The sequence below is a fragment of the Polaromonas sp. P4_H1 genome (genome assembly GCF_056400945.1).
In genome coordinates this window covers 62,473-87,578 of record NZ_JBFUKG010000016.1, presented here as the reverse complement: position 1 = coordinate 87,578, position 25,106 = coordinate 62,473, and the positions used below count along the sequence as shown (strand labels likewise).

19 protein-coding genes are annotated in these 25,106 nt (G+C 64.2%); 17 read left to right on the top strand and 2 right to left on the bottom strand.

Going from position 1 to position 25,106, the window contains the following annotated elements; genetic code table 11:
* Positions 1-211 precede the first annotated feature (211 nt).
* A complete protein-coding gene (locus AC1DS5_RS19430; protein ID WP_477719895.1) occupies positions 212-1,951 on the top strand; it encodes a sensor domain-containing diguanylate cyclase in 1,740 nt (579 codons plus the stop codon).
* Here AC1DS5_RS19430 and metG read toward each other — a convergent pair.
* Positions 1,900-3,969, bottom strand: a complete 2,070-nt coding sequence (gene metG / locus AC1DS5_RS19425; protein ID WP_477719894.1) for a methionine--tRNA ligase — start codon at positions 3,967-3,969, stop codon at positions 1,900-1,902. The two genes, AC1DS5_RS19430 and metG, sit on opposite strands and share 52 nt — an antisense overlap.
* Before the next feature lie 419 nt (positions 3,970-4,388).
* On the opposite strand from metG, the gene lon reads away from it, so the two are divergent.
* Together lon and AC1DS5_RS19415 are read left to right on the top strand one after the other, a co-directional pair.
* Positions 4,389-6,758, top strand: a complete 2,370-nt coding sequence (gene lon / locus AC1DS5_RS19420) for an endopeptidase La (protein WP_477719893.1) — start codon at positions 4,389-4,391, stop codon at positions 6,756-6,758.
* A gap of 167 nt (positions 6,759-6,925) precedes the next feature.
* Entirely contained in the window at positions 6,926-7,318 is a 393-nt protein-coding gene (locus tag AC1DS5_RS19415; RefSeq protein ID WP_477719892.1) for a hypothetical protein, read from the top strand.
* 110 nt (positions 7,319-7,428) lie between these two features.
* On the opposite strand, the gene AC1DS5_RS19410 is transcribed toward AC1DS5_RS19415, so the two are convergent.
* Positions 7,429-7,902, bottom strand: a complete 474-nt coding sequence (locus AC1DS5_RS19410) for a YbhB/YbcL family Raf kinase inhibitor-like protein (protein ID WP_477719891.1) — start codon at positions 7,900-7,902, stop codon at positions 7,429-7,431.
* Between the two features lie 489 nt (positions 7,903-8,391).
* On the opposite strand from AC1DS5_RS19410, the gene apbC reads away from it, so the two are divergent.
* The 14 genes from apbC to AC1DS5_RS19340 all read left to right on the top strand — a co-directional run bounded on the left by apbC (position 8,392) and on the right by AC1DS5_RS19340 (position 25,034).
* Positions 8,392-9,483 carry an iron-sulfur cluster carrier protein ApbC gene (gene apbC, locus AC1DS5_RS19405; RefSeq protein ID WP_477719890.1) on the top strand — a complete coding sequence of 364 codons (1,092 nt, stop codon included), beginning with the start codon at positions 8,392-8,394 and terminating at the stop codon, positions 9,481-9,483.
* Between the two features lie 151 nt (positions 9,484-9,634).
* A complete protein-coding gene (locus AC1DS5_RS19400) occupies positions 9,635-10,207 on the top strand; it encodes a DUF3305 domain-containing protein (RefSeq protein WP_477719889.1) in 573 nt (190 codons plus the stop codon).
* On the top strand, positions 10,200-10,940 hold the full coding sequence (locus tag AC1DS5_RS19395) for a DUF3306 domain-containing protein (RefSeq protein WP_477719888.1): 741 nt from the start codon (positions 10,200-10,202) through the stop codon (positions 10,938-10,940). Before AC1DS5_RS19400 ends, AC1DS5_RS19395 begins: the two co-directional genes overlap by 8 nt.
* The gene (locus tag AC1DS5_RS19390; protein ID WP_477719887.1) at positions 10,867-13,008 is read left to right on the top strand and encodes a 4Fe-4S binding protein; all 2,142 of its coding nucleotides are present in this window, start codon (positions 10,867-10,869) and stop codon (positions 13,006-13,008) included. The genes AC1DS5_RS19395 and AC1DS5_RS19390 overlap by 74 nt, the downstream gene beginning before the upstream one ends.
* Positions 13,009-13,034: 26 nt before the next feature.
* Positions 13,035-13,652, top strand: a complete 618-nt coding sequence (locus tag AC1DS5_RS19385) for a TorD/DmsD family molecular chaperone (RefSeq protein WP_477719886.1) — start codon at positions 13,035-13,037, stop codon at positions 13,650-13,652.
* Between the two features lie 236 nt (positions 13,653-13,888).
* Positions 13,889-14,095 carry a formate dehydrogenase gene (locus AC1DS5_RS19380; protein ID WP_477719885.1) on the top strand — a complete coding sequence of 69 codons (207 nt, stop codon included), beginning with the start codon at positions 13,889-13,891 and terminating at the stop codon, positions 14,093-14,095.
* Positions 14,096-14,128: 33 nt separating this feature from the next.
* Positions 14,129-17,104, top strand: a complete 2,976-nt coding sequence (locus AC1DS5_RS19375) for a formate dehydrogenase subunit alpha (RefSeq protein ID WP_477719884.1) — start codon at positions 14,129-14,131, stop codon at positions 17,102-17,104.
* 187 nt (positions 17,105-17,291) lie between these two features.
* A complete protein-coding gene (gene fdh3B / locus AC1DS5_RS19370) occupies positions 17,292-17,912 on the top strand; it encodes a formate dehydrogenase FDH3 subunit beta (RefSeq protein WP_477719883.1) in 621 nt (206 codons plus the stop codon).
* Positions 17,909-18,139: a hypothetical protein gene (locus tag AC1DS5_RS19365; RefSeq protein ID WP_477719882.1), complete on the top strand. Its 231-nt coding sequence runs from the start codon at positions 17,909-17,911 to the stop codon at positions 18,137-18,139. Before fdh3B ends, AC1DS5_RS19365 begins: the two co-directional genes overlap by 4 nt.
* Before the next feature lie 47 nt (positions 18,140-18,186).
* Complete coding sequence (locus AC1DS5_RS19360) at positions 18,187-19,362, top strand: formate dehydrogenase subunit gamma (RefSeq protein ID WP_477719946.1); 1,176 nt, start codon at positions 18,187-18,189, stop codon at positions 19,360-19,362.
* 24 nt (positions 19,363-19,386) lie between these two features.
* Positions 19,387-19,785 (top strand): hypothetical protein, encoded by a 399-nt coding sequence (locus AC1DS5_RS19355; protein WP_477719881.1) that lies wholly within the window; start codon positions 19,387-19,389, stop codon positions 19,783-19,785.
* Positions 19,786-19,847: 62 nt separating this feature from the next.
* Positions 19,848-20,864: a formate dehydrogenase accessory sulfurtransferase FdhD gene (locus AC1DS5_RS19350; RefSeq protein ID WP_477719880.1), complete on the top strand. Its 1,017-nt coding sequence runs from the start codon at positions 19,848-19,850 to the stop codon at positions 20,862-20,864.
* Between the two features lie 23 nt (positions 20,865-20,887).
* Entirely contained in the window at positions 20,888-22,438 is a 1,551-nt protein-coding gene (locus AC1DS5_RS19345; protein ID WP_477719879.1) for a C13 family peptidase, read from the top strand.
* Between the two features lie 34 nt (positions 22,439-22,472).
* On the top strand, positions 22,473-25,034 hold the full coding sequence (locus AC1DS5_RS19340; RefSeq protein WP_477719878.1) for an ABC transporter permease: 2,562 nt from the start codon (positions 22,473-22,475) through the stop codon (positions 25,032-25,034).
* Positions 25,035-25,106: the final 72 nt, after the last annotated feature.

Below are 25,106 nucleotides of genomic sequence, written 5' to 3'. Positions count from 1 at the left end.
GTGGGGGTGCCCAGGCCTCCTTCGTTTTCAACAAGGCATCGTATTGACCATGTTGTCTGGGTTGTCTGGGGGTAAGCAGTTGCATCGCTTTTTGCGCTCATCGCTGGCAAGGGTCCTGCGGCTGGCAGGCTGTCTGGCCGGACTGCTGCTGGTCCACGGGCAGGTTTTTGCCCAGGAGACTGCGGGCCTTCAAGCGGTGGAGCCGCGACCCGTGCACGCGCAAATCGCTGCCACCGGCATGTCAGGCCTCCACAAAGAAGCGCTGGTGCTGCTCGATACTGCTGGCGACCTGACGGTCGATCAGGTCCATGCGCGGTTTGAGGCGGGCGAGGGGCAAACTGTCGGTATCGGGCAGATCATGCCCACCGGTGGCGGCCGCATACTCTGGTACTGGCTCCAGCTGCCTTCCGTGGCCGCGCCTACCCGGGTCGTGCTGGAAGTGCCGTATCCCGGCATGGACAACGTGGAGCTGTACCGTCTGGCGTCGCACGCGGGCGGCGGCGGCGAATGGCAACTGCAGCGTTCGGGTGACCTGATCCCCGTCATGTCCTGGCCCCTGCGGCATCTACACCCGGCCTTCGAGCTGCTGCTGCTGCCGGGCGAAAGCCGGCCTACCTACCTGCGCGTGGCGCACAGCTACCCCATCAACGTGTACTGGACCCTGTCGGACGCTCGCAGTTTTCAGGAAAACAGCGAAGACTGGCATCTGCTGCTGGGCATTTACATCGGCCTGGTGTTGCTGATTGTCATGATGAGCGGCGTCCATGCGGTGTCCTGGCGCGATTCGATCCATCTCTTTTTTGCCGGCTATGTGCTGGTGGTGGCGTTGGGCCAGCTGTCCCTGACGGGGCTGGGCGGAGAGTATTTGTGGCCGGGCTCGGCCTGGTGGAACGACCGCGCGCCGGTGGCGCTGACACTGCTGGGCGCGGCTTTGCTGCATCTGCTCCTGCGCCAGCTCGTGGTGGAGCGGGATGTTTCCTCCTGGCTGTCCAGGTGGTTGCTGGTCATGGGGGGGCTCGGTGCCATGGTCGCGCTGGGCTTTGTGTTGGCCGGCCGCAAGCCCTATTTTGTCTTCCCGCCGCCTTACTACCTGGTCAGCCTGCTCAGCTACCTGGGTGTGGCGGGCTGGTATGCGCGGCGCAGGCCCCGCGTCGGCCTGTGGGTGCTGGCGGCCATCATCTGTCTGGCGGGCGGGTCCATCTTCCCGCTGCTGACCCGGCTCAGCGTCGTACCCCTCAGTGCCGCCAGCCAGTATGGCGCGCAGATTGGCACTGCCCTTGAAATCCTGCTGCTGCTGATTGCCCTGTATTTCCGCAGCAACGAGCGGCGGGACAACCAGGCGCGTGTGGGCGCGCTCGGCCGCGTGGATCCGCTGACCGGCGTTGCCAGCCATCGGGTCCTGCTGCGGCGGCTGGAGCAGCTGATTCTTCGCCAGCAGCGCCACCCGGGTGCGGGGGCGGTCCTGCGCATCCGCGTCGGCAACGCCATTGACATTCGCCAGGAATACGGCATGGAGGCCGCGCAGAGCGCGGTGGTGCATGCCGGCGCCTGTATCACGGCCGTGGCCCAGGAAGGCGACACCGTGGCACGGCATCGCGATGGCGATTTCGTGCTGATCCTGCCGGGCAATGTCACGCGTGAGCAACTGACCGCCATCGGACAGCGTCTGATCGCCCGCGGGCTGACCGAGAGCCCCAGCCTGCCGCCCAGGACGGTGCTGCGGCTCAAGGTCGCCGTGGCGCAGGCACCCTTCAAGACGAGTGACCCCGCGCTGCTGCTGCAGGCACTGGGGGCTGTGCTGGCGGAGCTTGCAGGGCACGCCGGCACGGCACTGCGGTTTGTCAGCGGGCCGGATGCCTCACGCGCCGCGCCGAAGCAAACGCCCGGGACACCGCCGGATCAGCGGATGCGCAAGCCCGGTGACGCGCCGGACAAGGGCTCCAGCACGTAAATGCCGGGCTGGGCCTTTTCATCGGCATGGCTGGCGGCCAGCACCATGCCTTCGCTGACACCAAACTTCATTTTGCGCGGCGCCAGGTTGGCCACCACCACCGTGTGCTTGCCAATCAGCTGGTCGGGCGTATAGGCCGAGGCGATGCCGCTGAAGACGTTGCGCATCTTGCCTTCGCCCACATCCAGCGTCAGGCGCAACAGCTTGGTGGAGCCTTCCACGGCTTCGCAGTTGACGATCTTCGCAATGCGCAGGTCCACCTTTGCAAAATCGTCAATCGTGATCGGGGCCGCCAGCGCTTCGCCGCCGGGGGTGAGCTGCTCAGGCTCGGGAGCGGCAGCCGGTGGCTCGAACAGCGCGTCCAGCTGCTTCACGTCGACGCGCTGCATCAGGTGCTGGTACTCGCCGATCAGGTGGCCGCTACCGAGGCTGGCTCCCGCATCCCGGAAGGTCAGCGAACCGGTTTTCAGGAAGCCTTCAACCTGGGCGCCCAGTGCGGGCAGCACCGGCTTGAGGTAGATGGTCAGCAGGCGAAAAGCCTCAATGCAGACCGTGCACACGTCGAGCAGCCGCACTTCCATGCCTTGCTGCTTGGCCAGTTCCCAGGGCTTGTTCTGGTCCACATAGCCGTTCACGCGATCGGCCAGCTGCATGACCTCGCGCAGGGCCTTGCCATATTCGCGTTCGGCATAGAGCTCCTGGATCGCCGGTGCGGCAGCCCGCAGCACTTCGAGCAGGGCGTCGCCGTCCGCTGATGGCTCGCCAAGCCGGCCGTCAAACCGCTTGCTGATAAAGCCGGCCGCACGGCTGGCAATGTTGATGTACTTGCCGACCAGGTCGGCATTGACGCGTGCCATGAAGTCTTCCGGGTTGAAGTCGATGTCTTCATTGCGGGCATTGAGCTTGGCGGCGAGGTAGTAGCGCAGCCATTCGGGATTCATGCCCAGGTTGAGGTACTTGAGCGGGTCCAGCCCGGTGCCGCGGCTTTTGCTCATTTTTTCGCCGTTGTTGACGGTCAGAAAGCCGTGCACAAAAACGTTGTCCGGCGTCTTGCGGCCGCTGAAATGCAGCATGGCCGGCCAGAACAGGGTGTGGAAGGTGATGATGTCCTTGCCAATGAAGTGGTACTGTTCCAGCCCCGGGTCGGCCATGTAGGCGTCGTAGTCCAGCCCTTTTTTGTCCAGCAGGTTTTTCAGCGAGGCCAGGTAACCGACCGGGGCGTCCAGCCACACGTAGAAATACTTGCCCGGTGCATCCGGAATCTCGATGCCGAAATAGGGTGCGTCGCGGCTGATGTCCCAGTCGTCCAGGCCTTCGCTGGTGGTGCCGTCGGCGTTTTGGCGTGGCGAAAACCACTCCTTGACCTTGTTGGCGACTTCCGTTTGCAGCATGCCGTCCTGGGTCCAGCGCTCCAGAAAAGCCACGCAGCGCGGATCGGAGAGTTTGAAGAAAAAATGCTCCGAACTCTTGAGCACGGGCGTGGCGCCCGACAGGGCCGAGTACGGGTTGATCAGGTCGGTCGGCGCATAGACCGCGCCGCATACCTCGCAGTTGTCGCCGTACTGGTCTTTCGCGCCACATTTGGGGCACTGGCCCTTGATGAAGCGGTCGGGCAGGAACATGTTCTTGTCGGGGTCGAAGAACTGCTCGATGGTTTTGGTTTCGATCAGCCCGGCCTTTTTGAGGTCCAGGTAGATCTGCTGCGCCAGCTGGTGGTTTTCCGGCCCATCCGTCGAATGCCAGTTGTCAAAGCTGATGTGAAAACCGTCGAGGTAAGGCTTGCGGCCCGCGGCGATGTCGGCCACGAACTGCTGGGGTGTTTTGCCCGCTTTTTCGGCGGCGATCATGATGGGCGCGCCATGCGCGTCGTCGGCGCCGACAAAGTTCACCTCATGGCCCTGCATTCTCTGGTAACGCACCCAGATGTCGGCCTGGATGTATTCCATGATGTGGCCAATGTGGAAATTCCCGTTGGCGTAGGGAAGTGCAGTGGTGACGAAAAGGCGGCGCTGGGACATGGTGGGTGCTTTGGTAGGGCTAACCCATGATTTTAAGTCGCCTGACGGCGTTTGCCGTTCTCACCCCGTGACTGGGTATTTTCCGGGGCGTTTCGGTCCAGTGCGCCACGCCGGGTTGCGTGCAGCCTTCGCCCATGCCTTGCCGGCGCTTGATGTAGATCAAGCATGGAGTTGGCCGCCCGTTGCCCGGCCGCAGAAGACGTGCCTATACTGGATTGCGTTCTGGCTGCGGGTCCGTGGCGATGGGTCTGCCGCCGGGCGGGAATCAGCTTTCTAGCGGCCCGGCGGCGAGCCTGAGCAAGTCGAGGTGAGCGATGAACCCTGCAATCGGGCTGCCCTGCGGGCAGCTGCCACGTCAACAGTCTGCCGGCACTTGCCGCGGGGGCTTCCCGCGCAGCCAGGCCATCGGGTGAAATGCCATGACTGCGCCAGTTCATGATCGGCCGGCCCTTCCGGAAGGGGTGATTGCGCTGGTTCCCATGCGCAATGTCGTGCTGTTTCCGCATGTGCTGGTGCCCATCACCGTCGGTCGCGCCAAATCGGTTGCGGCGGTGCAGCATGCGCACCAGACTGGCGCCGGGCTGGGCATCGTGCTGCAGCGGGACGCAGCGATTGACGACCCGGGCCGCGACGCGCTGTACGACGTGGGAACCATCGCCAAGGTGCTGCAGCACGTTGACGCCGACGAGCAGCTGCAGCACGCCGTCTGCCAGGGCGTGGAGCGCTTTCGCATCGAGGCACTGGTCGAGGGCTACCCGTTTCTGGCCGCCCGTGTGCAGCCCATCCCGGAGCCGGCCGTGATTTCCACGCAAGCTGAAGCGCTGGGGCTGCAATTGCGTGACCGCGCAGTGGAAATTCTGGCACTGCTGCCGGGTGCGCCGGCCGAACTGGCCCACACGCTGCAGTCCGTGCGCTCGCCATCGCACCTGGCGGACATCGTCGCGAGCCTGCTGGATGCCGAGCTGGTCGAAAAGCAGATGCTGCTCGAGACGGAGAGCCCGGAAGACCGGCTGCCGAAGGTATTGCAGATGCTGGAGCACCGCATCGAGGTGCTGCGCCTGTCGCAGGAGATCGGCGAGCGCACCAAGGAACAGATTGACCTTCACCAGCGCAAATATCTGCTGCGTGAGCAACTCAAGGCCATCCAGAAAGAGCTCGGTGAGAGCGGGGACGAGGACGAGGATATCGTGCGCCTCGAAGAGCTCATTGCGAAAGCCGGCATGCCGGACGATGTGCAGGCCCAGGCGCGCAAGGAGCTCGGGCGCCTGCAACGCATGCCGGATGCGTCCGGCGAGTATTCGATGCTGCGCACCTACCTGGAGTGGATGACCGAACTGCCGTGGGCGGCCCCGCCGGCCAACCCGATCGATCTGGGCGAGGCGCGCCGGATCCTCGAAGCCGACCACTACGGGCTGCACCGCATCAAGCAGCGCATTGTCGAGTTTCTGGCGGTGCAAAAGCTCAACCCGCAGGGGCGCGCGCCCATCCTGTGTTTCGTCGGGCCACCCGGTGTGGGCAAGACCTCGCTCGGCCAGAGCATTGCACGCGCGCTGGGGCGGCCGTTCGTGCGGATGTCGCTGGGTGGCGTGCATGACGAAGCCGAGATTCGCGGCCATCGCCGCACCTACATCGGCGCCATGCCGGGCCTGATCGTGCAGAGCCTGCGCAAGGCCGGCGCACGCCACTGCGTAATGATGCTGGACGAGGTTGACAAGCTGTCTCTCAGTGCCCACGGCGACCCGTCGGCCGCGCTGCTCGAGGTGCTGGACCCGGAGCAGAACGCCACCTTCCGCGACAATTACCTGGGGGTGCCCTTTGATCTGAGCCGCGTGGTCTTCATCGCCACGGCGAACGTGATCGACCAGGTGCCCGTGCCGATGCGCGACCGCATGGAGGTGATCGACCTGCCGGGCTACACGCAGGAAGAAAAGCTGCAGATTGCGCAGCGTTACCTGGTGCAGCGCCAGCGCGAGGCCAACGGCTTGCGCGACGGCCAGTGCGAACTGACGCCCGCGGCGCTGCAGTCCATTGTGGCCGACTACACGCGTGAGGCCGGGGTGCGCCAGCTCGAGCGCGAGATCGGGCGCGTCATGCGCCATGCAGCGGTGCAGATCGCCGATGGTTCGACGCCGCAGGTGTGTGTCGATGCGGCCGACCTGGACGCGCTCCTCGGCGCCACGAAGTTCGAACACGAAACCGTGTTGCGCAGCAGCGTGCCGGGTGTGGCCACCGGGCTGGCCTGGACGCCGGCCGGGGGGGACATCCTGTTCATCGAGGCAACCCGTGTGGCCGGCTCGGGCCGCCTGATCCTGACCGGTCAGCTTGGCGATGTGATGAAGGAAAGCGCCCAGGCGGCCCTGACGCTGGTGAAGTCCTGCGCCGCCATGCTGCACCTGCCGGCAGACGCCTTCGACGACATCGACGTGCACGTGCATGTGCCGGCGGGGGCGATCCCCAAGGACGGACCCAGCGCAGGGGTGGCGATGTTCATCGCTCTGGCCTCCCTGTTCGCCAACCGCGTGGTACGCCACGATGTGGCCATGACCGGCGAAATCAGCCTTCGCGGCCTGGTGCTGCCGGTCGGCGGTGTCAAGGAAAAAGTGCTGGCCGCGCAGCGTGCCGGCGTGCACACCGTGCTGCTGCCGCAGCGCAACGAGAAGGACCTGCGCGATGTGCCCGAGGCAAGCCGCCAGGACCTGACTTTCGTCTGGCTGAACAATGTGGACGACGCCATTCGCGCGGCACTGGGCGACGCCGTCATCAGGGGCGCCGGGTTCGAGCTGGTTTGAGGGCGGCGCCATGCCCTGGACCGCACAGCGCGCCCCGCGCGCCCGGGTGACGCGACGGCGGCGAAGCGGGGACAATGGACTAATTCTGTAGGACTCTTGAGTCCCCGGTCTTGACCGCAGAACGTGCGCTATCGCTGTCGACACCGCCGGGACGGAAGGAGGCGATGATGACACGCACGGCAAAAACCAGGCTGAAATCCAAGCTGAAAACCAGGGCAATGGCCAAGGTCAAGGCCAGGGTAAGGGCCAAGGCAGGCACTCCGCGCTGGGACGATGCGCCTGAAGAGGGTATGGAACCCGATGCCGACAATGGATGGGACCGGATTGTGGCCCGCCCGGACGGCTACCACTGGCTGACACCTGACGGCAAGCAGGAGTTCGGCCCGTTCGAGACGGTCGAACTGGCGCGGGAGGACATGGATGCCGCCGACGAGCGAGCGCTGGCGCCGGCCATCACCTTGTCAGAGGCCGAGCGCGAGATCGGCATTGCCGAATGGCTGGACCCCGAGACCGGTGAGCCGGCCGAGGGTCCAAGTCCGCCTTGTCCGGAAGAGGAATGAGCGCGTGAATGACCGCGCCGCCCGGTCGGCGGCGCATGCCATGCTCAAGGCTGCGCGCGCTGGCGACTGCTGGCATGGGGCAGTCGATCACGCCGATGACACCAATCAGTTCAGGGGCGGGCCTTCTGCTTCTGGTAGGTGCCGACCAGTTCGGCCCGGGCCAGCACGTGGCCCTGCATGGCGTGCTCGACAGCCGCCTTGGCTGGTTGGTGAAGCGCGGGCAGTGTCGTGTCGAGGGCGTAGAGCTTGAAAAAATAGCGATGCCGCCCGATCGGTGGGCAAGGCCCGCCATAGCCCGGGCGGCTCCAGTCGTTGAGGCCTGCGCGCGTGCCGGCGGGCAGCGGATCGCCGCCCTCGGGCAAACCGGGCGCGGCCGGCGGAATATCGATGAGTACCCAGTGCACCCAGGTTCGCTGCGGTGCAGCCGGATCGGGCGCATCGGGATCATCAACAATCAGCACCAGACTGCGGGCAGTGTCCGGAACACCGGTCCAGCGCAGCGCTGGCGCGATGTCCTCACCCTCGCAGGTATGGCGTTGCGGGATATCGCCCTGGGGCGTGAAAGCGGTCGAGGTCAGTTCCATGAACCATCTCCTGAGAAGACTGAGAAGAAGGGAGGGGTGCCAGGTCGACAGGCATGAAATATCCCCAGGCCAAACACCGGACGGCGGGCCGGGAAGCCATCTTTCCACCGCCACCACTGCCATCCCGTGACACATTCTGGTCCTGTTCCAGCCTGCGTGGATTGAGCAAGATCAAGACACCGGCCTGCCGATGCCTTGTCAGGTCATGGCTTCTCCGCGCTGGCGATGCGCCCTCATCCGCATTGCCTTAGACTTCTCTTCAAGCCCGGGAGCCTGTCGGGTTGGGGCACCGTCGGCTGCAAATCGGCCAGAGTGGTCCATTTTTACCGTCGTTTTGTCCCGAGCCCCGGCTGGGGCCGGAAAACTCGGCAATCGCCCTCGCTGGGGGCTTTTTCCAATTGGCTGTCCCATGCCCGACAATCTCCCGACCGCCAGGCAGCGCGCCCCAGCGCTCCCGGCCTGCCCCCAATTCAATCGGAGATTTCCCAGATGGCTGTAGAACAATCGGCAATTTTGAACGCGCTGCAAGGCGTGCTTGACCCCAACACCGGCAAGGATTTTGTCAGCGCAAAAGCGCTCAAAAACCTGCAGATCACCGACGGCGACGTGTCCTTTGACGTGGAGTTGGGTTATCCAGCCAAGAGCCAGATGGCGGCTATCCGCAAGATGCTGATCGCGGCGACCAAGGGGGTGGCCGGCGTGAACAACGTATCGGTCAATATCGCGGTCAAGATCGCCGCCCACAGCGTGCAACGCGGCGTGCAGCTGCTGCCCAATGTGAAGAACATCATTGCCGTGGCCTCCGGCAAGGGCGGCGTGGGCAAGAGCACCACCGCCGTTAACCTCGCGCTGGCCCTGGCCGCTGAAGGCGCCAGCGTGGGCCTGCTCGACGCCGACATTTACGGCCCCAGCCAGCCCATGATGATGGGCATCGAAGGCCGGCCCGAGAGTGTGGATGGCAAGAATATGGAGCCGATGGAAAACTACGGCATTCAGGTCATGTCCATCGGTTTCCTGGTGGCGCAGGACGAGGCCATGATCTGGCGCGGCCCCATGGCCACCCAGGCGCTGGAGCAGCTGCTGCGCCAGACCAACTGGAAGGACCTCGATTACCTGATCGTCGACCTGCCGCCCGGCACCGGCGACATCCAGCTCACGCTCTCCCAGCGGGTGCCCATGACGGGTGCCGTGATCGTCACGACGCCGCAGGACATCGCACTGCTGGACGCCAAAAAAGGCATCAAGATGTTTGAGAAGGTGGGTGTGCCCATCCTGGGCATCGTGGAAAACATGGCGGTGCATGTGTGCAGCCAGTGCGGCCACGCCGAGCACATCTTTGGCGAGGACGGCGGCAAGAAACTGGCGGCCGACTACCACATGGACTATCTCGGCGCGCTGCCGCTGGATATCAACATCCGCCTGCAGGCCGACAACGGCAGGCCCACGGTCGTGGCAGACCCCGACGGCGACGTGGCCGCCATTTACAAGGCGGTGGCGCGCAAAATGGCCATCACCGTGGCGGCCAAGGCGAAAGATTTTTCGGCCAAATTTCCGACCATCACGATTTCAAAAAATACCTGAAAAAATACCTGAGCTCCCGTCAGGCGAACCGGCGGGCGTCCCGGCGCCCGCTGACGATGCCTGCTGTCGGCGCCTGACAAGCCCCAACGCGCATTGTTGGTTTAGGGATTCATGGAGTCCGCCGTACACTGCGGCCATGGCTGATTTCCTGATGCAGTCCCCTGAGACGGGGGACGCTGTTCACCGTCCAACCCTGCTGGTGGCGGTGGTCATGTGCCGGGAGCGCATTGACAACCGCTGGCAGCCCTGGCGCTGGGTGCTGGCCGATGTGGTGCCGCAGGAGGAGGCCTTCGGCAACCAACCCCGCTTGCTGCTCAAGGACGACCGCGAGGAGCGCTGGTTGCACCCGGGCTTCAGGGTGGAGCTGTTTTTGGGCGATGCCGAGGGTTATTACCTGAATGTGACCGCACCCCATCCCTGCTTCTGGGTGGTGTGGCGCATGGAGGAAGAGGCGGGTCTTGCAGATGAGCCGGTGGCCGTACCGCAGACCGTTACCTTGAGCTACCACGACGCCGGGCGCTGGCTGGACGCGCAGGAAACCGTCGAACAGGTTCCCGCACCGCCCGACGTGGTGCAGTGGCTGCAGGAGTTTGTGGACCGGCATCATGTGCTGGAACCCAAGCGGCGCCAGCGTCCGCAAAGCTTTCAGTCCTTGCAGGATCGTTTTGGCAATCCCGCGCGGGTGAGTACTGACAAGAAACCGGACGGGCCCGGCCATGGCTGAAGAGCGCGGGGGATTCCTGGGCCGGTGGGCTCGCCGCAAGTCTGACGCCCTGCAGGGCAAGCCGCTCGAAGAGCCTGCGCCGGCGGTGGCCCCGGGGGGTAACGCCGGCGCCATTGTGCCTCCGCCAGACGGGACGCAATCCGCACCGGCTGCGGCGCCACCTTCCGCTCCCGATGCCATCGTGCCCGCGGAAAAAGAGCTGTCACTCAATGACGTGCGGTTTTTGACCAAGGACTCCGATTTCAAACCCTTCATGGCCGAGGGGGTGGGGCCTGAAGTCAGGAACGCGGCCATGAAAAAGCTGTTTGCCGATCCGCACTTCAATGTGATGGATGGACTGGACACCTACATAGATGACTATTCCATCTCCGAGCCGATACCCGAGTCCATGCTTCGGCAGATGGCCAGTGCGAAATTCCTCAAGCTGTTTGATGACGAGGAGGATGACAAGGATGACAAGGCGGAGAAGGATGACCAGGATGACCCGGAAAAAATCCAGGCGGCTGTAGCGCGGGAAAATGCGAATAACCCTGATGGTGAAACCGTGGCACAGTCATCAGAAACCGCGGGCATGATAACGCCAGACCCTGTCAACCCCGACAACCGCAGCCAAGCCGGGTCATTGCCTGACGCCGGCGCCAGCCAACGCCCAGAAGACCATGCCCACACTGATTTGCGACTGCAACCAGACCATGCCCCTCCAGCCCCAGGCGGTGGGCGCGGCACTCAATGAAGATCTGACGCGGCATTCGACCTTGTGCCGGCGCGAGGCCGGCGCGTTCCAGAAGGCGGTCCAGTCAGGTGATGACGTCGTGGTGGCCTGCACCCAGGAAAAGCGCCTCTTTGCGGCGCTGGGCGAGCAGACCGCGGGGGCGACCTCGGTGGTCAGGTTCGTCAATATTCGTGAAACCGGCGGCTGGAGCAAGGACGCTTCGACCGCCAGCCCCAAGATCGCCGCGCTGCTCGCCGTCGCGCACCTGCCTGAGGCAGAACCCGTCTCGACCGTCACCTACAAAAGCGCCGGCCGCCTGCTGATTGTCGGCCCGCTGGACCAGGCCGAGCAGGTGGCTGCGCTGGTCGCCGATGCGCTGGACGTGACGATTTTTTCGCAAGGTGTCGCTGACCCGGCGCCGGGCGGCTTTCCCGCTCAGGAGCGCAAGTACCCGGTCATCAGCGGTACCGGCCTGAGCCTCAAGGGCTGGCTGGGCGCTTTTGAAGCGAAATGGACAAAAGACAATCCGATTGACCTCGACCTGTGTACCCGCTGCAATGCCTGCATCGCGGTGTGCCCCGAAGGCGCCATCGACCTGAGCTACCAGGTGGACAGCAGCAAATGCACCTCGCACCGGGACTGCGTGGCCGTCTGCAAGGCCGCCGGCGCGATCGACTTCAACCGCGAAGCGCAGGCAGTCACCGAGGCGTTTGATCTCGTGCTGGATCTGGGGCGCCAACCCCTGATCGCGCTGCACGCGCCACCCCAGGGCTACTTTGCATGCGATGCCTCGGCCGGGCTGGTCTCGCCCGGTTTGCTGGCCACGGTGGTCAAGCTGCGTGACCTGGTGGGCGAGTTTGAAAAGCCCAAATTCTTTGCCTACAAGCAAAAGCTGTGCGCCCACAGCCGCAATGAAACCGTCGGCTGCAATGCCTGCATCGACATCTGCTCGGCCGGCGCGGTCAGCAGCCAGAAAGAGCGCCAGCAGATCGTCGTCAATCCCAATCTGTGCATAGGCTGCGGCGCCTGCACCACCGTCTGCCCAACCGGCGCGCTCACTTATGCCTATCCCCGCGCCAGCGAGCAGGGTGTCCGCCTCAAGACCCTTCTTGCCACCTATGCCCGGGCCGGCGGTGCGCACCCGGTGCTGCTGTTCCACAGCCAGGGCGCCGGCCAGCAGGCCATCGAGGCGCTGGGTCGCGCCGCCCGGTTGCAAAAAAACGTGCAGGGCGTGCCGGCCAACGTCATTCCGCAGGCCTTGTGGCATACCGCCAGCCTGGGGCTGGACGTCTGGTTGAGCGCCCTCGCGTTTGGCGCCGAACAGGTGGCCGTGCTGGTCACCGATGAAGAGGCGCCGGCCTACCTGGAGGGCTTGGCGGACCAGATGCGGGTGGCGCAGGCCATCCTCGGCGGCCTGGGCTATGCGGGCGTTCATTTTCAGCTGGTGCGCACCCAGCCGGGCGTCCATGCCCGGGCGCTCGCCGGCCTCGATGCCAGCCTGCAAACCCTGGCGCAGGCCAGGCCCATGGTGCCCGCGGTCACTGCCCGCTTTGCGGTAGTCCAGGAAAAACGCAGTACGCTGGACATGGCGCTGGACCACCTGATTGCCCACGCGCCTGCCACTGTGCCTGAAGCGATTGAGCTTCCCCGCTCAGGCTCGCCATTTGGAAGCCTTGTTGTCAACACCGACACCTGCACCCTGTGCCTGAGCTGCGTGAGTGCCTGCCCGGCCAGCGCGCTGCAGGACAACCCCGAACGTCCGCAACTCAAATTCATTGAAAAGAACTGCGTGCAGTGTGGTTTATGCGCGGTTACCTGCCCGGAAGACGCCATCACGCTGCAGCCGCGGCTTTTGCTGACGCCCCAGCGCAAGGAGGCGCGCGTGCTCAACGAGACGCAGCCCTACCAATGCATACGCTGCGGCAAGCCCTTTGGCACGCTCAAGGCCATCGAGTCCATGCTGGGCAAGCTGGCGGGCCACGCCATGTTTCAGGGCGCGGCTGCGGACCGCCTCAAGATGTGCGGCGACTGCCGGGTCATCGACATCTACTCTGCAGACAACGAACTCAAGATCACCGATATCCGCTAGGCGGGCACACACACGACGACACACACATGATGCAAGCGCAACTCGTATCCTCCGGCCTGGACGAAGAAACCGCACGCGCGGAGGTCTATGGGCTGCTCGCGGCGCTGTACTACGCGGCGCCGTCTGCCGAATTGCACGGCAACATCCGCGTCGCCGTCACCGAAGCACCGGCGGCGGGGGCCGTGCTCGAGAGTTCCTGGCAAGAGCTGGTCGCCGTGGCGCGCGAGCAAAGCCTGGCAGACATCGGGCAGGAATACGATACCCTCTTTGGGGGTGTGGGCAAACCCGAGCTGTATCTCTTTGGATCCCATTACCTCAGTGGCTTCCTGAACGAAAGGCCGCTGGCGGCCCTTCGTACCGACATCGCCGCACTGGGATTGGCGCGTGACGAGGCCATGCCGGAAACAGAAGACCATGTGGCCTACCTGTGCGAGGTCATGCGCTACCTGATTGCCGGTGACGACGTGGAGGTGGCCAACCTGACGCGCCAGCGCGAATTTTTTGCACGGCATGTCCAGCCCTGGGTGCCCCTGATGTGCGACGCGATCATGCAGCACCCCAAGGCCCGGTTTTACCGGGCACTCGCGACCTTCACCCAGGCCTTCATCAGTGTCGAATCACAAGGGTTTGACATGCTCGCCTGAAGGGCATTGGCATGTCCCGCAACGGCCTCCAGGCCATCCGTCCCCATCCGTTCCATGTCCGCCTCAAATTGAGACACCGGCCGTCTCCAGGGGGGCACAGGGACGATAAGAAAGCTTATCGTTTTCCCCTAATCTCCATGTTTGGATGATGCAAATTGTTGTGGCGCTCCACGCTCTGACGTACAGTGTGTATGCAAACCGTTGCATACATGCCAGCAGCCTCCTTGGAGACAAAGATGCAGGACAGCCAGCCAAAGCCCTCGCGCCGGGGCTTCTTCTTCGGTGCAGCCGCCACGGGCGCAGCAGCCGCAGCCATCGTGGCCTTGCCGGGCGCACAGCTACCGCAAGCCGCGCCCCAGGAGGCCAAGCCGGCACCTGAAAAAGGCGGTGGTTACAGCCTGTCAGAGCACGTCAAGCGTTACTACAAAACCACGCGCATCTAATTTCATCCTGTTTTCCTTTTCACGGAGAGCTTCATGCTGCTCACGAAAAAACCTCACGCAACCCCAGGCAATCTGGCGCATCGTGCCGGTTCGGCGCGTTTTGTCGAAAGCCTCTCGCGCGGCCTGTCCAATGCCATCCCCACCATGGACCGGCGCGCCTTCCTGCGCCGCTCGGGCGTGGGTGTGGGGGTCGGCCTGGCAGCCACGCAGCTGACACTGGTTAAAAAGGCCGGGGCGGCAACGCCGGGCGCCACGGATGGCAGCGGAAAAATCGAAGTCAAGCGCACCGTGTGCACCCACTGCTCGGTAGGCTGTGCGATTGATGCCGTGGTTGAAAACGGCATCTGGGTTCGCCAGGAGCCGGTGTTTGATTCACCGATCAACCTGGGGGCCCACTGTGCCAAGGGCGCTGCGGTGCGCGAGCACGGGCATGGCGAATACCGCCTGCGTTACCCGATGAAGCTGGTGAATGGCAAGTACGAGCGCATCAGCTGGGACACCGCCCTCAATGAAATCACGGCCCGGATGGTGGAGCTGCGCAAGGCCAGCGGGCCCGACAGCGTCTACTTCATCGGGTCCTCCAAGCACAACAATGAGCAAGCCTACCTGCTGCGCAAGTGGGTGAGTTTGTGGGGCAGCAACAACTGTGACCACCAGGCCCGTATCTGCCACTCCACCACGGTGGCCGGCGTCGCCAACACCTGGGGCTACGGCGCGATGACGAACTCCTACAACGACATGCAGAACAGCAAGTGCGCGTTGTACATCGGCTCCAATGCGGCCGAGGCGCATCCAGTCAGCCTGCTGCACATGCTGCACGCCAAGGAGACCGGCTGCAAGATGATCGTGGTCGACCCGCGCTTTACGCGCACGGCGGCCAAGGCAGACGAATACATCCGCATCCGCTCGGGCTCGGACATCCCGTTCCTGTTCGGCATGCTGTACCACATCTTCAAGAACGGCTGGGAAGACACGAAGTACATCAATGATCGCGTCTACGGCATGGACAAGGTCAAGGAGGATGTGATGGCCAAGTGGACGCCCGACAAGGTGGAGGAAGCCTGCGGCGTGCCGGAAGCGCGCGTCTACATGGCCGCTGAAGCGATGGCCAAAAACCGGCCGTCCACCATCGTCTGGTGCATGGGCCAGACCCAGCACACCATTGGCAATGCCATCGTTCGCGCCTCCTGCATTTTGCAGCTGGCACTGGGCAATGTCGGCGTATCCGGCGGCGGCACCAATATTTTCCGCGGCCACGACAATGTGCAGGGCGCCACCGATGTGGGGCCCAATCCCGACTCCCTGCCGGGCTACTATGGCCTGGCGGAAGGATCGTGGAAGCACTTTTCCAAGATATGGGGTGTTGACTTCGAATGGATCAAGGGGCGTTATGCCTCGCCCGCCATGATGGGCAAGCCCGGCATCACCGTCTCCCGCTGGATCGACGGCGTGATGGAGAAAAACGAACTCATTGACCAGGAATCCAACCTGCGCGGGGTGTTCTTCTGGGGCCATGCGCCCAACTCCCAGACCCGTGGCCTGGAGATGAAGCGCGCCATGGACAAGCTGGATTTGCTGGTCGTCATTGACCCTTATCCTTCAGCCACCGCGGCCATGGCGGCGATGCCGGGCAAGGCTGAAGACCTCAATCCAAACCGCGCGGTGTACCTGCTGCCAGCGGCAACCCAGTTTGAGACCAGCGGCTCGGTGACGGCCTCCAACCGTTCCCTGCAGTGGCGCGAGAAAGTGATTGAGCCGCTGTGGGAAAGCCGCACCGATCACATGATCATGCACCAGTTCGCCGAGAAGCTGGGCTTTGCCAAAGAGCTCTCCAAGAACTACAAGATGCAAAAGGTCAAGGGCATGGACGAGCCCATGCCGGAAGACATTCTGCGCGAGATCAACAAGACCTGCTGGACCATTGGGTACACCGGGCAGAGCCCCGAGCGCCTGAAGGCGCACATGCGCAACATGCATCTGTTTGACGTCAAGACCCTCAAGTCCAGGGGCGGCATCGACAAGGAAACCGGCTATGACACGGCGGGGGATTATTTCGGCCTGCCGTGGCCCTGCTACGGTACGCCGGAACTCAAACACCCCGGCTCCGCCAATCTCTATGACACCTCCAAACATGTCATGGAGGGTGGCGGTAATTTTCGCGCCAACTTCGGCGTGGAAAAGGACGGCGTCAACCTGCTGGCCGAAGACGGCTCGCACTCGCTGGGCGCCGACATCACCACCGGTTATCCGGAGTTCGACCACTTGCTGCTCAAGAAACTCGGCTGGTGGGATGAGCTGACTGAGGCTGAAAAAGCCGCAGCCGAAGGCAAGAACTGGAAAACGGATTCATCGGGCGGCATCATCCGCGTGACCATGAAAAACCATGGCTGCCACGTGTTTGGCAATGCGAAGGCCCGTGCGGTGGTCTGGAATTTCCCGGATGCGATTCCGCAGCACCGCGAACCGCTCTACGGCATTCGCCCCGATCTGGTGGCCAAGTACCCGACGCATGACGACAAGAAAGCCTTCTGGCGCATGCCGACGCTGTACAAGACCATCCAGCAGAAAAACATTGCCGACAAGGTGCACGAGAAATTCCCGCTGATCCTGACCTCCGGCCGGCTGGTTGAATACGAGGGTGGCGGCGAAGAAACCCGCTCCAATCCCTGGCTGGCCGAGTTGCAGCAGGAGATGTTCGTCGAAATCAATCCAAAAATCGCTGCGGATAGAGGCATTCGCAATGGTGAGCGTGCCTGGGTCAGCACGCCGACCGGTGCTCGCCTGAATGTGCAGGCCCTGGTGACGGAGCGGGTGGGGCCGGACACCGTCTTCATGCCGTACCACTTCTCCGGGCGCTGGCAGGGGGCTGACATGCTGGCCTACTACCCCAGTGGCGCGCACCCGGTCGTGCGTGGCGAGGCGGCCAACACCGCCACCACCTATGGCTACGACAGCGTGACGATGATGCAGGAAACCAAGACGACGATCTGCAACGTCGAGAGAGCTTGAATATGGCCCCCACGCTTTTCACTACGTGTAATACGCTGCCCCCCGAGGGGGCTGCTGCGCCTGCGGCCCGGCAAAGCCGGTTCCGCGGCCCCTGCTTGGGCGGAGCCTCCGCGCCAGCTTTCGCGGCCCCTTGCTGGGGCAGAGCCCCACGCCAGCTTCCGATCGAAATATTTTTTCTGGAGACGCCATGGCACGCATGAAATTTGTCTGTGACGCCGAGCGCTGCATTGAATGCAACGGCTGCGTCACCGCCTGCAAGAACGAGAACGAAGTGCCGTGGGGTGTCAACCGCCGACGCGTGGTGACGCTCAACGACGGCGTTCCCGGCGAAAAGTCCATTTCGGTCGCCTGCATGCATTGCAGCGACGCGCCGTGCATGGCCGTTTGCCCGGTCAATTGTTTTTACCGCACCGATGAAGGTGTGGTGCTGCACGACAAGGATGTCTGCATCGGCTGCGGTTACTGCTCCTATGCCTGCCCATTCGGCGCGCCGCAGTTTCCGGCGGCCGGCACCTTTGGTGTGCGTGGCAAGATGGACAAATGCACCTTTTGCGCAGGCGGTCCGGAGGTCAATGGCAGCCAGGCCGAATTTGAAAAATATGGCCGCAACCGCCTGGCCGAAGGCAAATTGCCGGCCTGCGCCGAGATGTGCTCTACCAAGGCCCTGCTGGCCGGTGACGGCGATGTGATCGCTGACATCTTCCGCAACCGGGTGGTGCAGCGCGGCAAAGGTGCCGAGGTCTGGGGCTGGGGAACAGCGTACGGTTCGAAACAGGCCGGCCAGCCGCCCGCGGGAGGCAAATCATGACGCGCTTTTTCATCCTTCTCTCAACCCTTGCTGCCGTGGCAGGATTGTCAGCCTGTGGCGAAAAACCGCAATCCATGGGTGGCGTGAAAAGCGATGTCGCGCCGTTTCAGGGGGTTGAGAACCAGTTTGCGGCACCGGGGTGGAAGCGCGGCGACAAGACCAGCTGGGAGCAGGGGCTGAAAGCCCGTGCACAGAACACCCAGAATGAATATTCCAAGGCAAAGTGAGCGGAGGCTCTATGGAACTGGAACGCGCGCGATCGGCGGTATTTTTCATGGCGTTTGCCTGGGCCGGACTGACCGGGGCGCAGACGCCTGCGCCCCAGCCACCCCAGGCCTCGGGCGTTGTTACTCCCGCTCCAGCAGCGCCGGCCGCATCAGCTGCGCCCGGGGCATCCGGCGGGATTCAGGGCCAGAACATTTTTGACGTCAAACCCGACGCGAGTGCCGATCCAAACTATGCCAAGCAGACCAACGCGGAGCGCGCCAAAGTCCAGCCCGGCAACAATGCGCCCATGTGGCGCCAGGTCGGCCAGGGCGTCACCGGCTACAGCAGCCTGCCCAAAAGTGAAGCGCCGGAAGCCGGCAACCTGATTCAGCCTTTTGTGCAATACCCCGGCTCGCGCCTGACCAATGCGGGTGAAGCCTGGCGGCAGGTGCGCAATAACTGGCTGATTCCGTATGGCGGCGCGCTGCTGCTGATCGTCGTGCTGGCCATCGCGATTTTTTACTTCAGCAAGGGCACCATCAAGACGCACGGTGCGGAGACAGGCCGAAAGATTGAGCGTTTCACGCCGTTTGAGCGCGCGGCACACTGGTCCAACGCCACGGCATTTGTCATTTTGGCCGTGTCCGGTGTGGTGATGGCCTTCGGCAAGTTTTTTCTGCTGCCGGTCCTGGGCAGCACCCTGTTTGGCTGGCTGACCTACGCACTTAAAAACCTGCACAACTTTGCAGGCCCCGTGTTTGCCGTGTCCCTGCTCATTGTGTTTGTGACCTTCCTGCGCGATAACTGGCCGCAAAAAGGCGATCTGAACTGGCTGCTCAAGGGAGGTGGCTTGATCTCCGGTGCGGAACCGGCGTCCAACCGGTTCAACGCCGGTGAGAAAGTGATTTTCTGGGGCGGTGTGTTTTTCCTGGGTGTGGTGGTGGTGTCATCGGGCCTGGTCCTCGACAAGCTGCTGCCGGGCCTGGTGTACGAGCGCGCGACCATGCAGATCGCGCACATGGTGCATGCGGTGGCCACCGTGCTCATGATGTGCATGTTCCTCGGTCACATCTACATTGGCACCCTCGGCATGCAGGGCGCCTTCAAGGCCATGGGAACCGGCTATGTGGATGAGACCTGGGCGAAGGAGCATCACGAGTACTGGTATGACGACGTGAAGGCGGGCAAGATCCCCCGCCAGCGCAGTGAGCCTGCGCCACCTGGCCAGACAGTACAGGTTTAAAGCAGTGAGGACAGCGAGGACGCCATGAAAAAACTGATTCGACTTTTGACCTGGAGCCTGCTGGCAGGTGTGCCTGCGCTCGCGCTGGCCAAGCTGCCGCCCCTGAACGACGAAGCCAAGGCCAAAGCCGCCGAGGCGGCTGCCAAGACCGCGTGGACGGGCAAGGTCGAGGCCTACCAGCTGTGCAAGGCGCAGGACAAAGTGGCGGCCAGCTATTACAAATCCGCGAAGGCGGCAGGCAAGGAAACCAAGCCGCCCGCGGCAGCGCCGGCCTGCGCGGATCCCGGCGCCTTTACCTATGCGGCGCCAGAAGCGGCCAAGCCCATCGAAGCCTCGGGCGCGCATTCTCCGGCCCCTACCGCAACCAGCCCTCCCAGCACCAAGCAGCCCGATGCGGTGGTGAACCCGGCCAAAAAGTCCTGAAACCTCATACCCCTGAAAGGCCGGCCCGCGAGGGACCGGCTTTTTTGTTGTAGTCTTCATTCATGTACCCGCCGCCGCCCCTGCTTTTGCCCCGCCTGACGCTTGCCCAGGCGCCCCTGACCTGCGAGATCGACGCGGTCAATGAATATGGCGAGCATCTAAAGGTCTCCATTCCCGCCGAGCGTTCGCTGACGGTGTATGTCGACAAACGCGAACTGGTCACGCTCATGACGCTGGGCGCGCATCCTGAATGGCTGGTGCTCGGCTACCTGCGCAACCAGCGGCTGGTCAAGTCGGTGCAGGACATCGAATCCATCACCGTCGACTGGGAGGTGGGCGCCGCAGCCGTCAAAACCCGCCACGGCATTGAGGACATCGAGGAAAAAACAGCCCGGCGCGTGGTCACCACCGGCTGCGGCCAGGGCAGTGTATTTGGCGGCCTGATGGACGAGGTGGACCAGATCGAGCTGCCCGCGGACGCGCACATCACGCAAAGCCAGCTCTATGAGCTGGTCAACACCATCCGCCTGAAGGAGACTACCTACAAGTCCGCTGGTTCAGTCCACGCCTGCGCCTTGTTCCAGGTGGCGGACGACCGCGCCGGCATGCTGCTGTTCGTGGAAGATGTCGGGCGGCACAATGCCATCGATACGATCGCCGGCTGGATGTGGATGCAAGATGTGGCCCCCACGCTTTTCGCTGCGCGTAATGCGCTGCCCCCCGAGGGGGCGCTGCGCCTGCGGCCCGGCAAAGCCGGTTCCGCGGCCCCGGCTGGAGAAGAGGGGGACTCCACGCTCGGCACTTCACCCACCGCTCTCGGCCTGGAAGGCCTGGTGTTTTATACGACCGGCCGCCTCACCAGCGAGATGGTCATCAAGTCGGCCCAGATGGGCGTGCCTATCGTGGTGTCCCGCAGCGGTATCACCCAGATGGGGCACCAGGTGGCGCAGTCGGTCGGCCTGTGCGCCATTGGCCGTGCGACCAACAAGCGCTTTATCTGCTATGCCACGCCCGAGCGGCTGCATCTGCAGCCCGAACTGGCCGGACCCAACCTGCGGACGCCGGTGGCCGAATCCTGAACGTGGCGTGGCATGATGCCGCCATGAGTGAGCAACCCATCCAGTCCACGCTGCCGGGTATTCCGGACGTTCCCGCTTCCTCCAGCAGACCAAGGCCTGATTCATCCGGCTACCTGTCCGTCAGCCGCTGGCTGAAGGAAGGTCTGCGTGCGGCCTTTTTTTTGACCCCCCGGGTCGCCGGACAGGTGCCTGCACCGTGGCAGGCGTTCCTGTTGACGCTGCTGGTTTTGCTGGTGGAAGTGGCCGCGCCGCGCATGGAGATCGATGGGCCTGCCCGCTTCAGTGTGCAGGCCTGGTTGTCGGGCTGGTGGACGCTGGCTGCTTTTATCGGACTGGCCTGGTGGGCCTTTCCGGCGAAGCCCAGGCCGGACGTCTCCGCAGCGGCGGACAGCCCCCGCCTGGCCGGCGTCGCCACCTGCGTTGTGCTGTGGCTGATCGCGTCCCTCCCCAACACCTTGCTGTATGAGGGCCTGACCGCAGCCATTGTCCATGGCTGGGTCAAGGGCCGGGTGTTCTCGGCGCCCTGGCTGTATTGGGCGTTTTACCTCGTGTTCACCGCATGGTCGTTGGGTATCAGCTTCTTTCTGATTGTGCGTTTCGCGGGCTGGACCTGGCGTGCGGCGGTGTTTGCGCTGGCCCTCATCGCGACCACGGGCCTGACGTTGTGGCAATTCGAGGCCCGTGCGTGGGAGCCGGACTATGCGCGCAAAGCTGCGGTGGAAGACGACAAGCCCAGGCTGCACCTGACCCAGCAAACCCTGGAGATGCAGCAGGCCTTGTGGCAGCGCACCCTCGCCGCCATCGCGCCCGAACGCCCCGGGGTGGCCGACGTCTACGGGCTCGTGTTTGCCCCCTATGCCTCCGAAGATGTTTTCCTGCGCGAAAGCACCCTGGTGAGCCGCGTCCTGGCCGAGCGCTTTGACGCCGGCGGCCGCGTGATTCACCTGTTGAACCACGGCAGCACTGCCGCGACCCATCCCTGGGCCACCCCGCTTAATCTGCAGCGGGCCATTGAAGCGCTGGCGCAGCGCATGGACCGGGACAAGGACGTGCTGGTCGTCTACCTCACGTCCCACGGCGCCCGCGATTTCAAGCTCGCCGCCTCGCACTGGCCGCTGGAGGTCGAAGCACTGAGCCCCAGCGTGTTGCGGGAGGCGCTGGACAAGGCCGGCATCCGCAACCGCGTGATTGCGGTCTCGGCCTGCTACTCCGGCGGCTGGGTGGACGTGCTGGCCAACGACAACACGCTGGTCATGACGGCAGCGGACGCCACCCACACCTCGTACGGTTGCGGCCGCCTGTCCGAGCTCACCTTTTTTGGCCGGGCGATGTTTGACGAGCAGCTGCGCAAGACCCATTCCTTTGAGCAGGCCTTTGCCCGTGCCGTCCCGTTGATCAAACAGCGCGAGATCGACGCCGGCAAGGAGGACGGATTTTCCAACCCCCAGATCAGAGTGGGCGCCAACATCGGCCCGGTGCTGCGTGCGCTGGAGCAGCGGCTCGATGCGTTGCCGCAGGCCAATGCGCCGGCCGGCGCCTCATCCCGGGCCGATACCGAGAAAGCCCGGCCTTGAACTGGGGGCGCACGCTTTGAGGTAAGGTTGCCACATGCACTTTTTGTTTCTGAAGCTCGGCTGGAGATCGCTGCTGCGCGATTTGCGGGCCGGTGAGTTGCGCCTGCTGATTGTGGCCGTCACGCTGGCCGTGGCTGCGCTGACCGCGGTGGGGTTTTTTGCCGACCGGCTCAAGGGCGGATTGCAGCGTGACGCGGGGCGATTGCTGGGCGGGGATGCGGTGGTCCGCAGTGATGATGTGACCCCGGCCGCCTTTATCGCCAAGGCCCGGGCGCTGGGCCTGCAGTCCGTGTCCACCGTGACCTTTCCCACCATGGGCCGGGCCCCCGATGAAGAGGGCGGGCAGGCCAAGCTGGTGGCATTCAAGGGCGTGCCGGAAGGCTACCCCTTGCGTGGCGCCATGAAAGTTTCGGACAGCCTGGAAGGCGCTGGACGGGACACCCGCGACATCCCCGCCCCCGGCACCGCCTGGGCCGATGCCTCGCTGCTTGACGCCCTGGGCCTGCAACTGGGCCAGACCCTGTTGATGGGCGAGTCCAGCTTCAAGCTGACCCGCATCATCGTGCAGGAACCGGACCGCGGCGCGGGCTTCATCAGCTTTTCGCCGCGCGTCATGGTCAACCAGGCCGATGTGGCCGCCACGGGCCTGATCCAGCCCGCCAGCCGCACCAATTACCGCTTCGCTGTCGCGGGGGACGACAAGGCCGTCAAGGCCTACGTGAAATGGGCAAGCGAGGAGATCAAGAAGCCGGCGGAGCAGTCCGGCATTCGCGGCGTGCGCCTGGAGTCGCTGGAAAGCGGCAGCCCCGAGATGCGCCAGACGCTGGACCGTGCCGAGAAATTCCTGAATCTGGTCGCGCTGCTCGCGGCCTTGCTGAGCGCCGTGGCGGTGGCCATTGTGGCGCGCGGCTTTGCCGCCAAGCACCTGGACGACTGCGCCATGCTGCGGGTGCTGGGCCAGTCGCAGCGCACCATTGCCCTGGCCTACGGGTTTGAGTTTGCGCTGACCGGCCTCGCGGCCAGTGCGCTCGGCGTGATGATCGGATTTGCGGTGCACTACGGGTTTGTGGTGCTGCTGGCGGGCCTGGTGGAAACGGCATTGCCCGCGCCGACCTTCTGGCCCGTGGCTTTTGGCATGGGCATGGGCCTCACGCTGCTGCTCGCTTTTGGTTTGCCGCCGGTGCTGCAGCTGGCCCAGGTGCCGCCGCTGCGCGTGATTCGCCGCGATGTCGGCAACCTGAAGCCGGCGTCCATGGCCGTGCTGGGTGTGGGCGTGGCCGGTTTTGCTGCGCTGCTGGTGGCCGCCAGCAGTGACCTCAAGCTGGGGCTGATCGCGGTCGGCGGCTTTCTGGGGGCTGTGCTGGTGTTTGCGCTGGCCAGCTATGCCGCCATCAAGTTGCTGCGCGTCAGCGTGAACGAGGCCACCGCGCCGCGCTGGCTGATGCTGGCCACCCGGCAGTTGTCGGCACGCCCGGTGTATGCGGTGGTGCAGACCAGCGCGCTGGCCGTGGGGTTGCTGGCGCTGATGCTGCTGGTGCTGCTGCGCACTGACCTGATCAGCAGCTGGCGCAAGGCCACGCCGCCTGATGCGCCCAACCGCTTTGTGATCAACGTGCAGCCCGAGCAGGGCGATGCCTTCCAGCAGGCCCTGCGCGATGGCGGCGTCAAAAAGTTTGACTGGTACCCCATGATTCGCGGCCGTCTGGTGGCGGTGAATGGCAAGGCCGTGACGCCCGATGACTTTGAGGACGATCGCGCCAGGCGCCTGGTCGACCGCGAGTTCAATTTGTCCAACAGCGCCGTGATGCCCACGCACAACCAGCTGACGGGCGGGCGGTGGACGGCGGGCGAGAAAGACGCGATCAGCGTGGAGGAGGGCCTGGCCAAAACGCTGGGCCTGAAGCTCGGCGACGCCCTGCGCTTTGACATTGGCGGCCAGCTCAGCGAGGCGAAGATCACCAGCCTGCGCAAAGTCGACTGGAGCTCGATGCGGGTCAACTTTTTTGTGATGTACCCGGTGGCGCAGTTGCCGGCCGATGTGCCGGTGTCCTTCATCAGCGCCTTCCGCGCGCCCGAGCCGGTCCTTGCGGTGAGCGGCCAGCCCCGTCCCCAGAGTTTTGACAACACCCTCGTCAAGGCGTTTCCCAATATCACCAATGTCGACATGAGCAGCACGCTGGCCCAGGTGCAGCGTGTGCTCGACCAGGTGATACGCGCCGTGGAATTCCTGTTCGGCTTTACGCTGGCGGCCGGCGTGGTGGTGCTGTTTGCGGCCATCACGGCCACGCGTGAAGAGCGCGCCCGCGAGTTCGCCATCATGCGCGCGGTGGGCGCGCGCGCCTCGCTGCTGCGGCAGGTGCAGCGCGCCGAGCTGGCGGGCGTCGGCCTGCTCGCCGGCTTCCTGGCTTCGCTGGTCGCGCTGGCAGTGGGCTGGGGGCTGGCGCGTTTTGTATTCGATTTCAGCTGGACCGGCTCCTGGACGGTGCCTGTCTTCGGCAGCCTGGCCGGCGCGGCCCTGGCGCTTGCGGCAGGGTGGTGGGGTTTGCGTTCGGTGCTGAACACCCCGGTGGTCGAAACCTTGCGCAAAGCCACCTGACTGGCATGAGTCCTTGCACACCTTCCAGCCGCCCCTCACCCCAACCCTCTCCCGAAGGGCGAGGGGGCAAGA

Bases quoted from the DNA above. Each gene is read 5' to 3' on its own strand.
- metG (WP_477719894.1), bottom strand. From the start codon at position 3,969: ATGTCCCAGCGCCGCCTTTTCGTCACCACTGCACTTCCCTACGCCAAC.
- lon (WP_477719893.1), top strand. From the start codon at position 4,389: ATGACTGCGCCAGTTCATGATCGGCCGGCCCTTCCGGAAGGGGTGATT.
- AC1DS5_RS19415 (WP_477719892.1), top strand. From the start codon at position 6,926: ATGACACGCACGGCAAAAACCAGGCTGAAATCCAAGCTGAAAACCAGG.
- AC1DS5_RS19410 (WP_477719891.1), bottom strand. From the start codon at position 7,902: ATGGAACTGACCTCGACCGCTTTCACGCCCCAGGGCGATATCCCGCAA.
- apbC (WP_477719890.1), top strand. From the start codon at position 8,392: ATGGCTGTAGAACAATCGGCAATTTTGAACGCGCTGCAAGGCGTGCTT.
- AC1DS5_RS19400 (WP_477719889.1), top strand. From the start codon at position 9,635: ATGCAGTCCCCTGAGACGGGGGACGCTGTTCACCGTCCAACCCTGCTG.
- AC1DS5_RS19395 (WP_477719888.1), top strand. From the start codon at position 10,200: ATGGCTGAAGAGCGCGGGGGATTCCTGGGCCGGTGGGCTCGCCGCAAG.
- AC1DS5_RS19390 (WP_477719887.1), top strand. From the start codon at position 10,867: ATGCCCACACTGATTTGCGACTGCAACCAGACCATGCCCCTCCAGCCC.
- AC1DS5_RS19385 (WP_477719886.1), top strand. From the start codon at position 13,035: ATGATGCAAGCGCAACTCGTATCCTCCGGCCTGGACGAAGAAACCGCA.
- AC1DS5_RS19380 (WP_477719885.1), top strand. From the start codon at position 13,889: ATGCAGGACAGCCAGCCAAAGCCCTCGCGCCGGGGCTTCTTCTTCGGT.
- AC1DS5_RS19375 (WP_477719884.1), top strand. From the start codon at position 14,129: ATGCTGCTCACGAAAAAACCTCACGCAACCCCAGGCAATCTGGCGCAT.
- fdh3B (WP_477719883.1), top strand. From the start codon at position 17,292: ATGGCACGCATGAAATTTGTCTGTGACGCCGAGCGCTGCATTGAATGC.
- AC1DS5_RS19365 (WP_477719882.1), top strand. From the start codon at position 17,909: ATGACGCGCTTTTTCATCCTTCTCTCAACCCTTGCTGCCGTGGCAGGA.
- AC1DS5_RS19360 (WP_477719946.1), top strand. From the start codon at position 18,187: ATGGCGTTTGCCTGGGCCGGACTGACCGGGGCGCAGACGCCTGCGCCC.
- AC1DS5_RS19355 (WP_477719881.1), top strand. From the start codon at position 19,387: ATGAAAAAACTGATTCGACTTTTGACCTGGAGCCTGCTGGCAGGTGTG.
- AC1DS5_RS19350 (WP_477719880.1), top strand. From the start codon at position 19,848: ATGTACCCGCCGCCGCCCCTGCTTTTGCCCCGCCTGACGCTTGCCCAG.
- AC1DS5_RS19345 (WP_477719879.1), top strand. From the start codon at position 20,888: ATGAGTGAGCAACCCATCCAGTCCACGCTGCCGGGTATTCCGGACGTT.
- AC1DS5_RS19340 (WP_477719878.1), top strand. From the start codon at position 22,473: ATGCACTTTTTGTTTCTGAAGCTCGGCTGGAGATCGCTGCTGCGCGAT.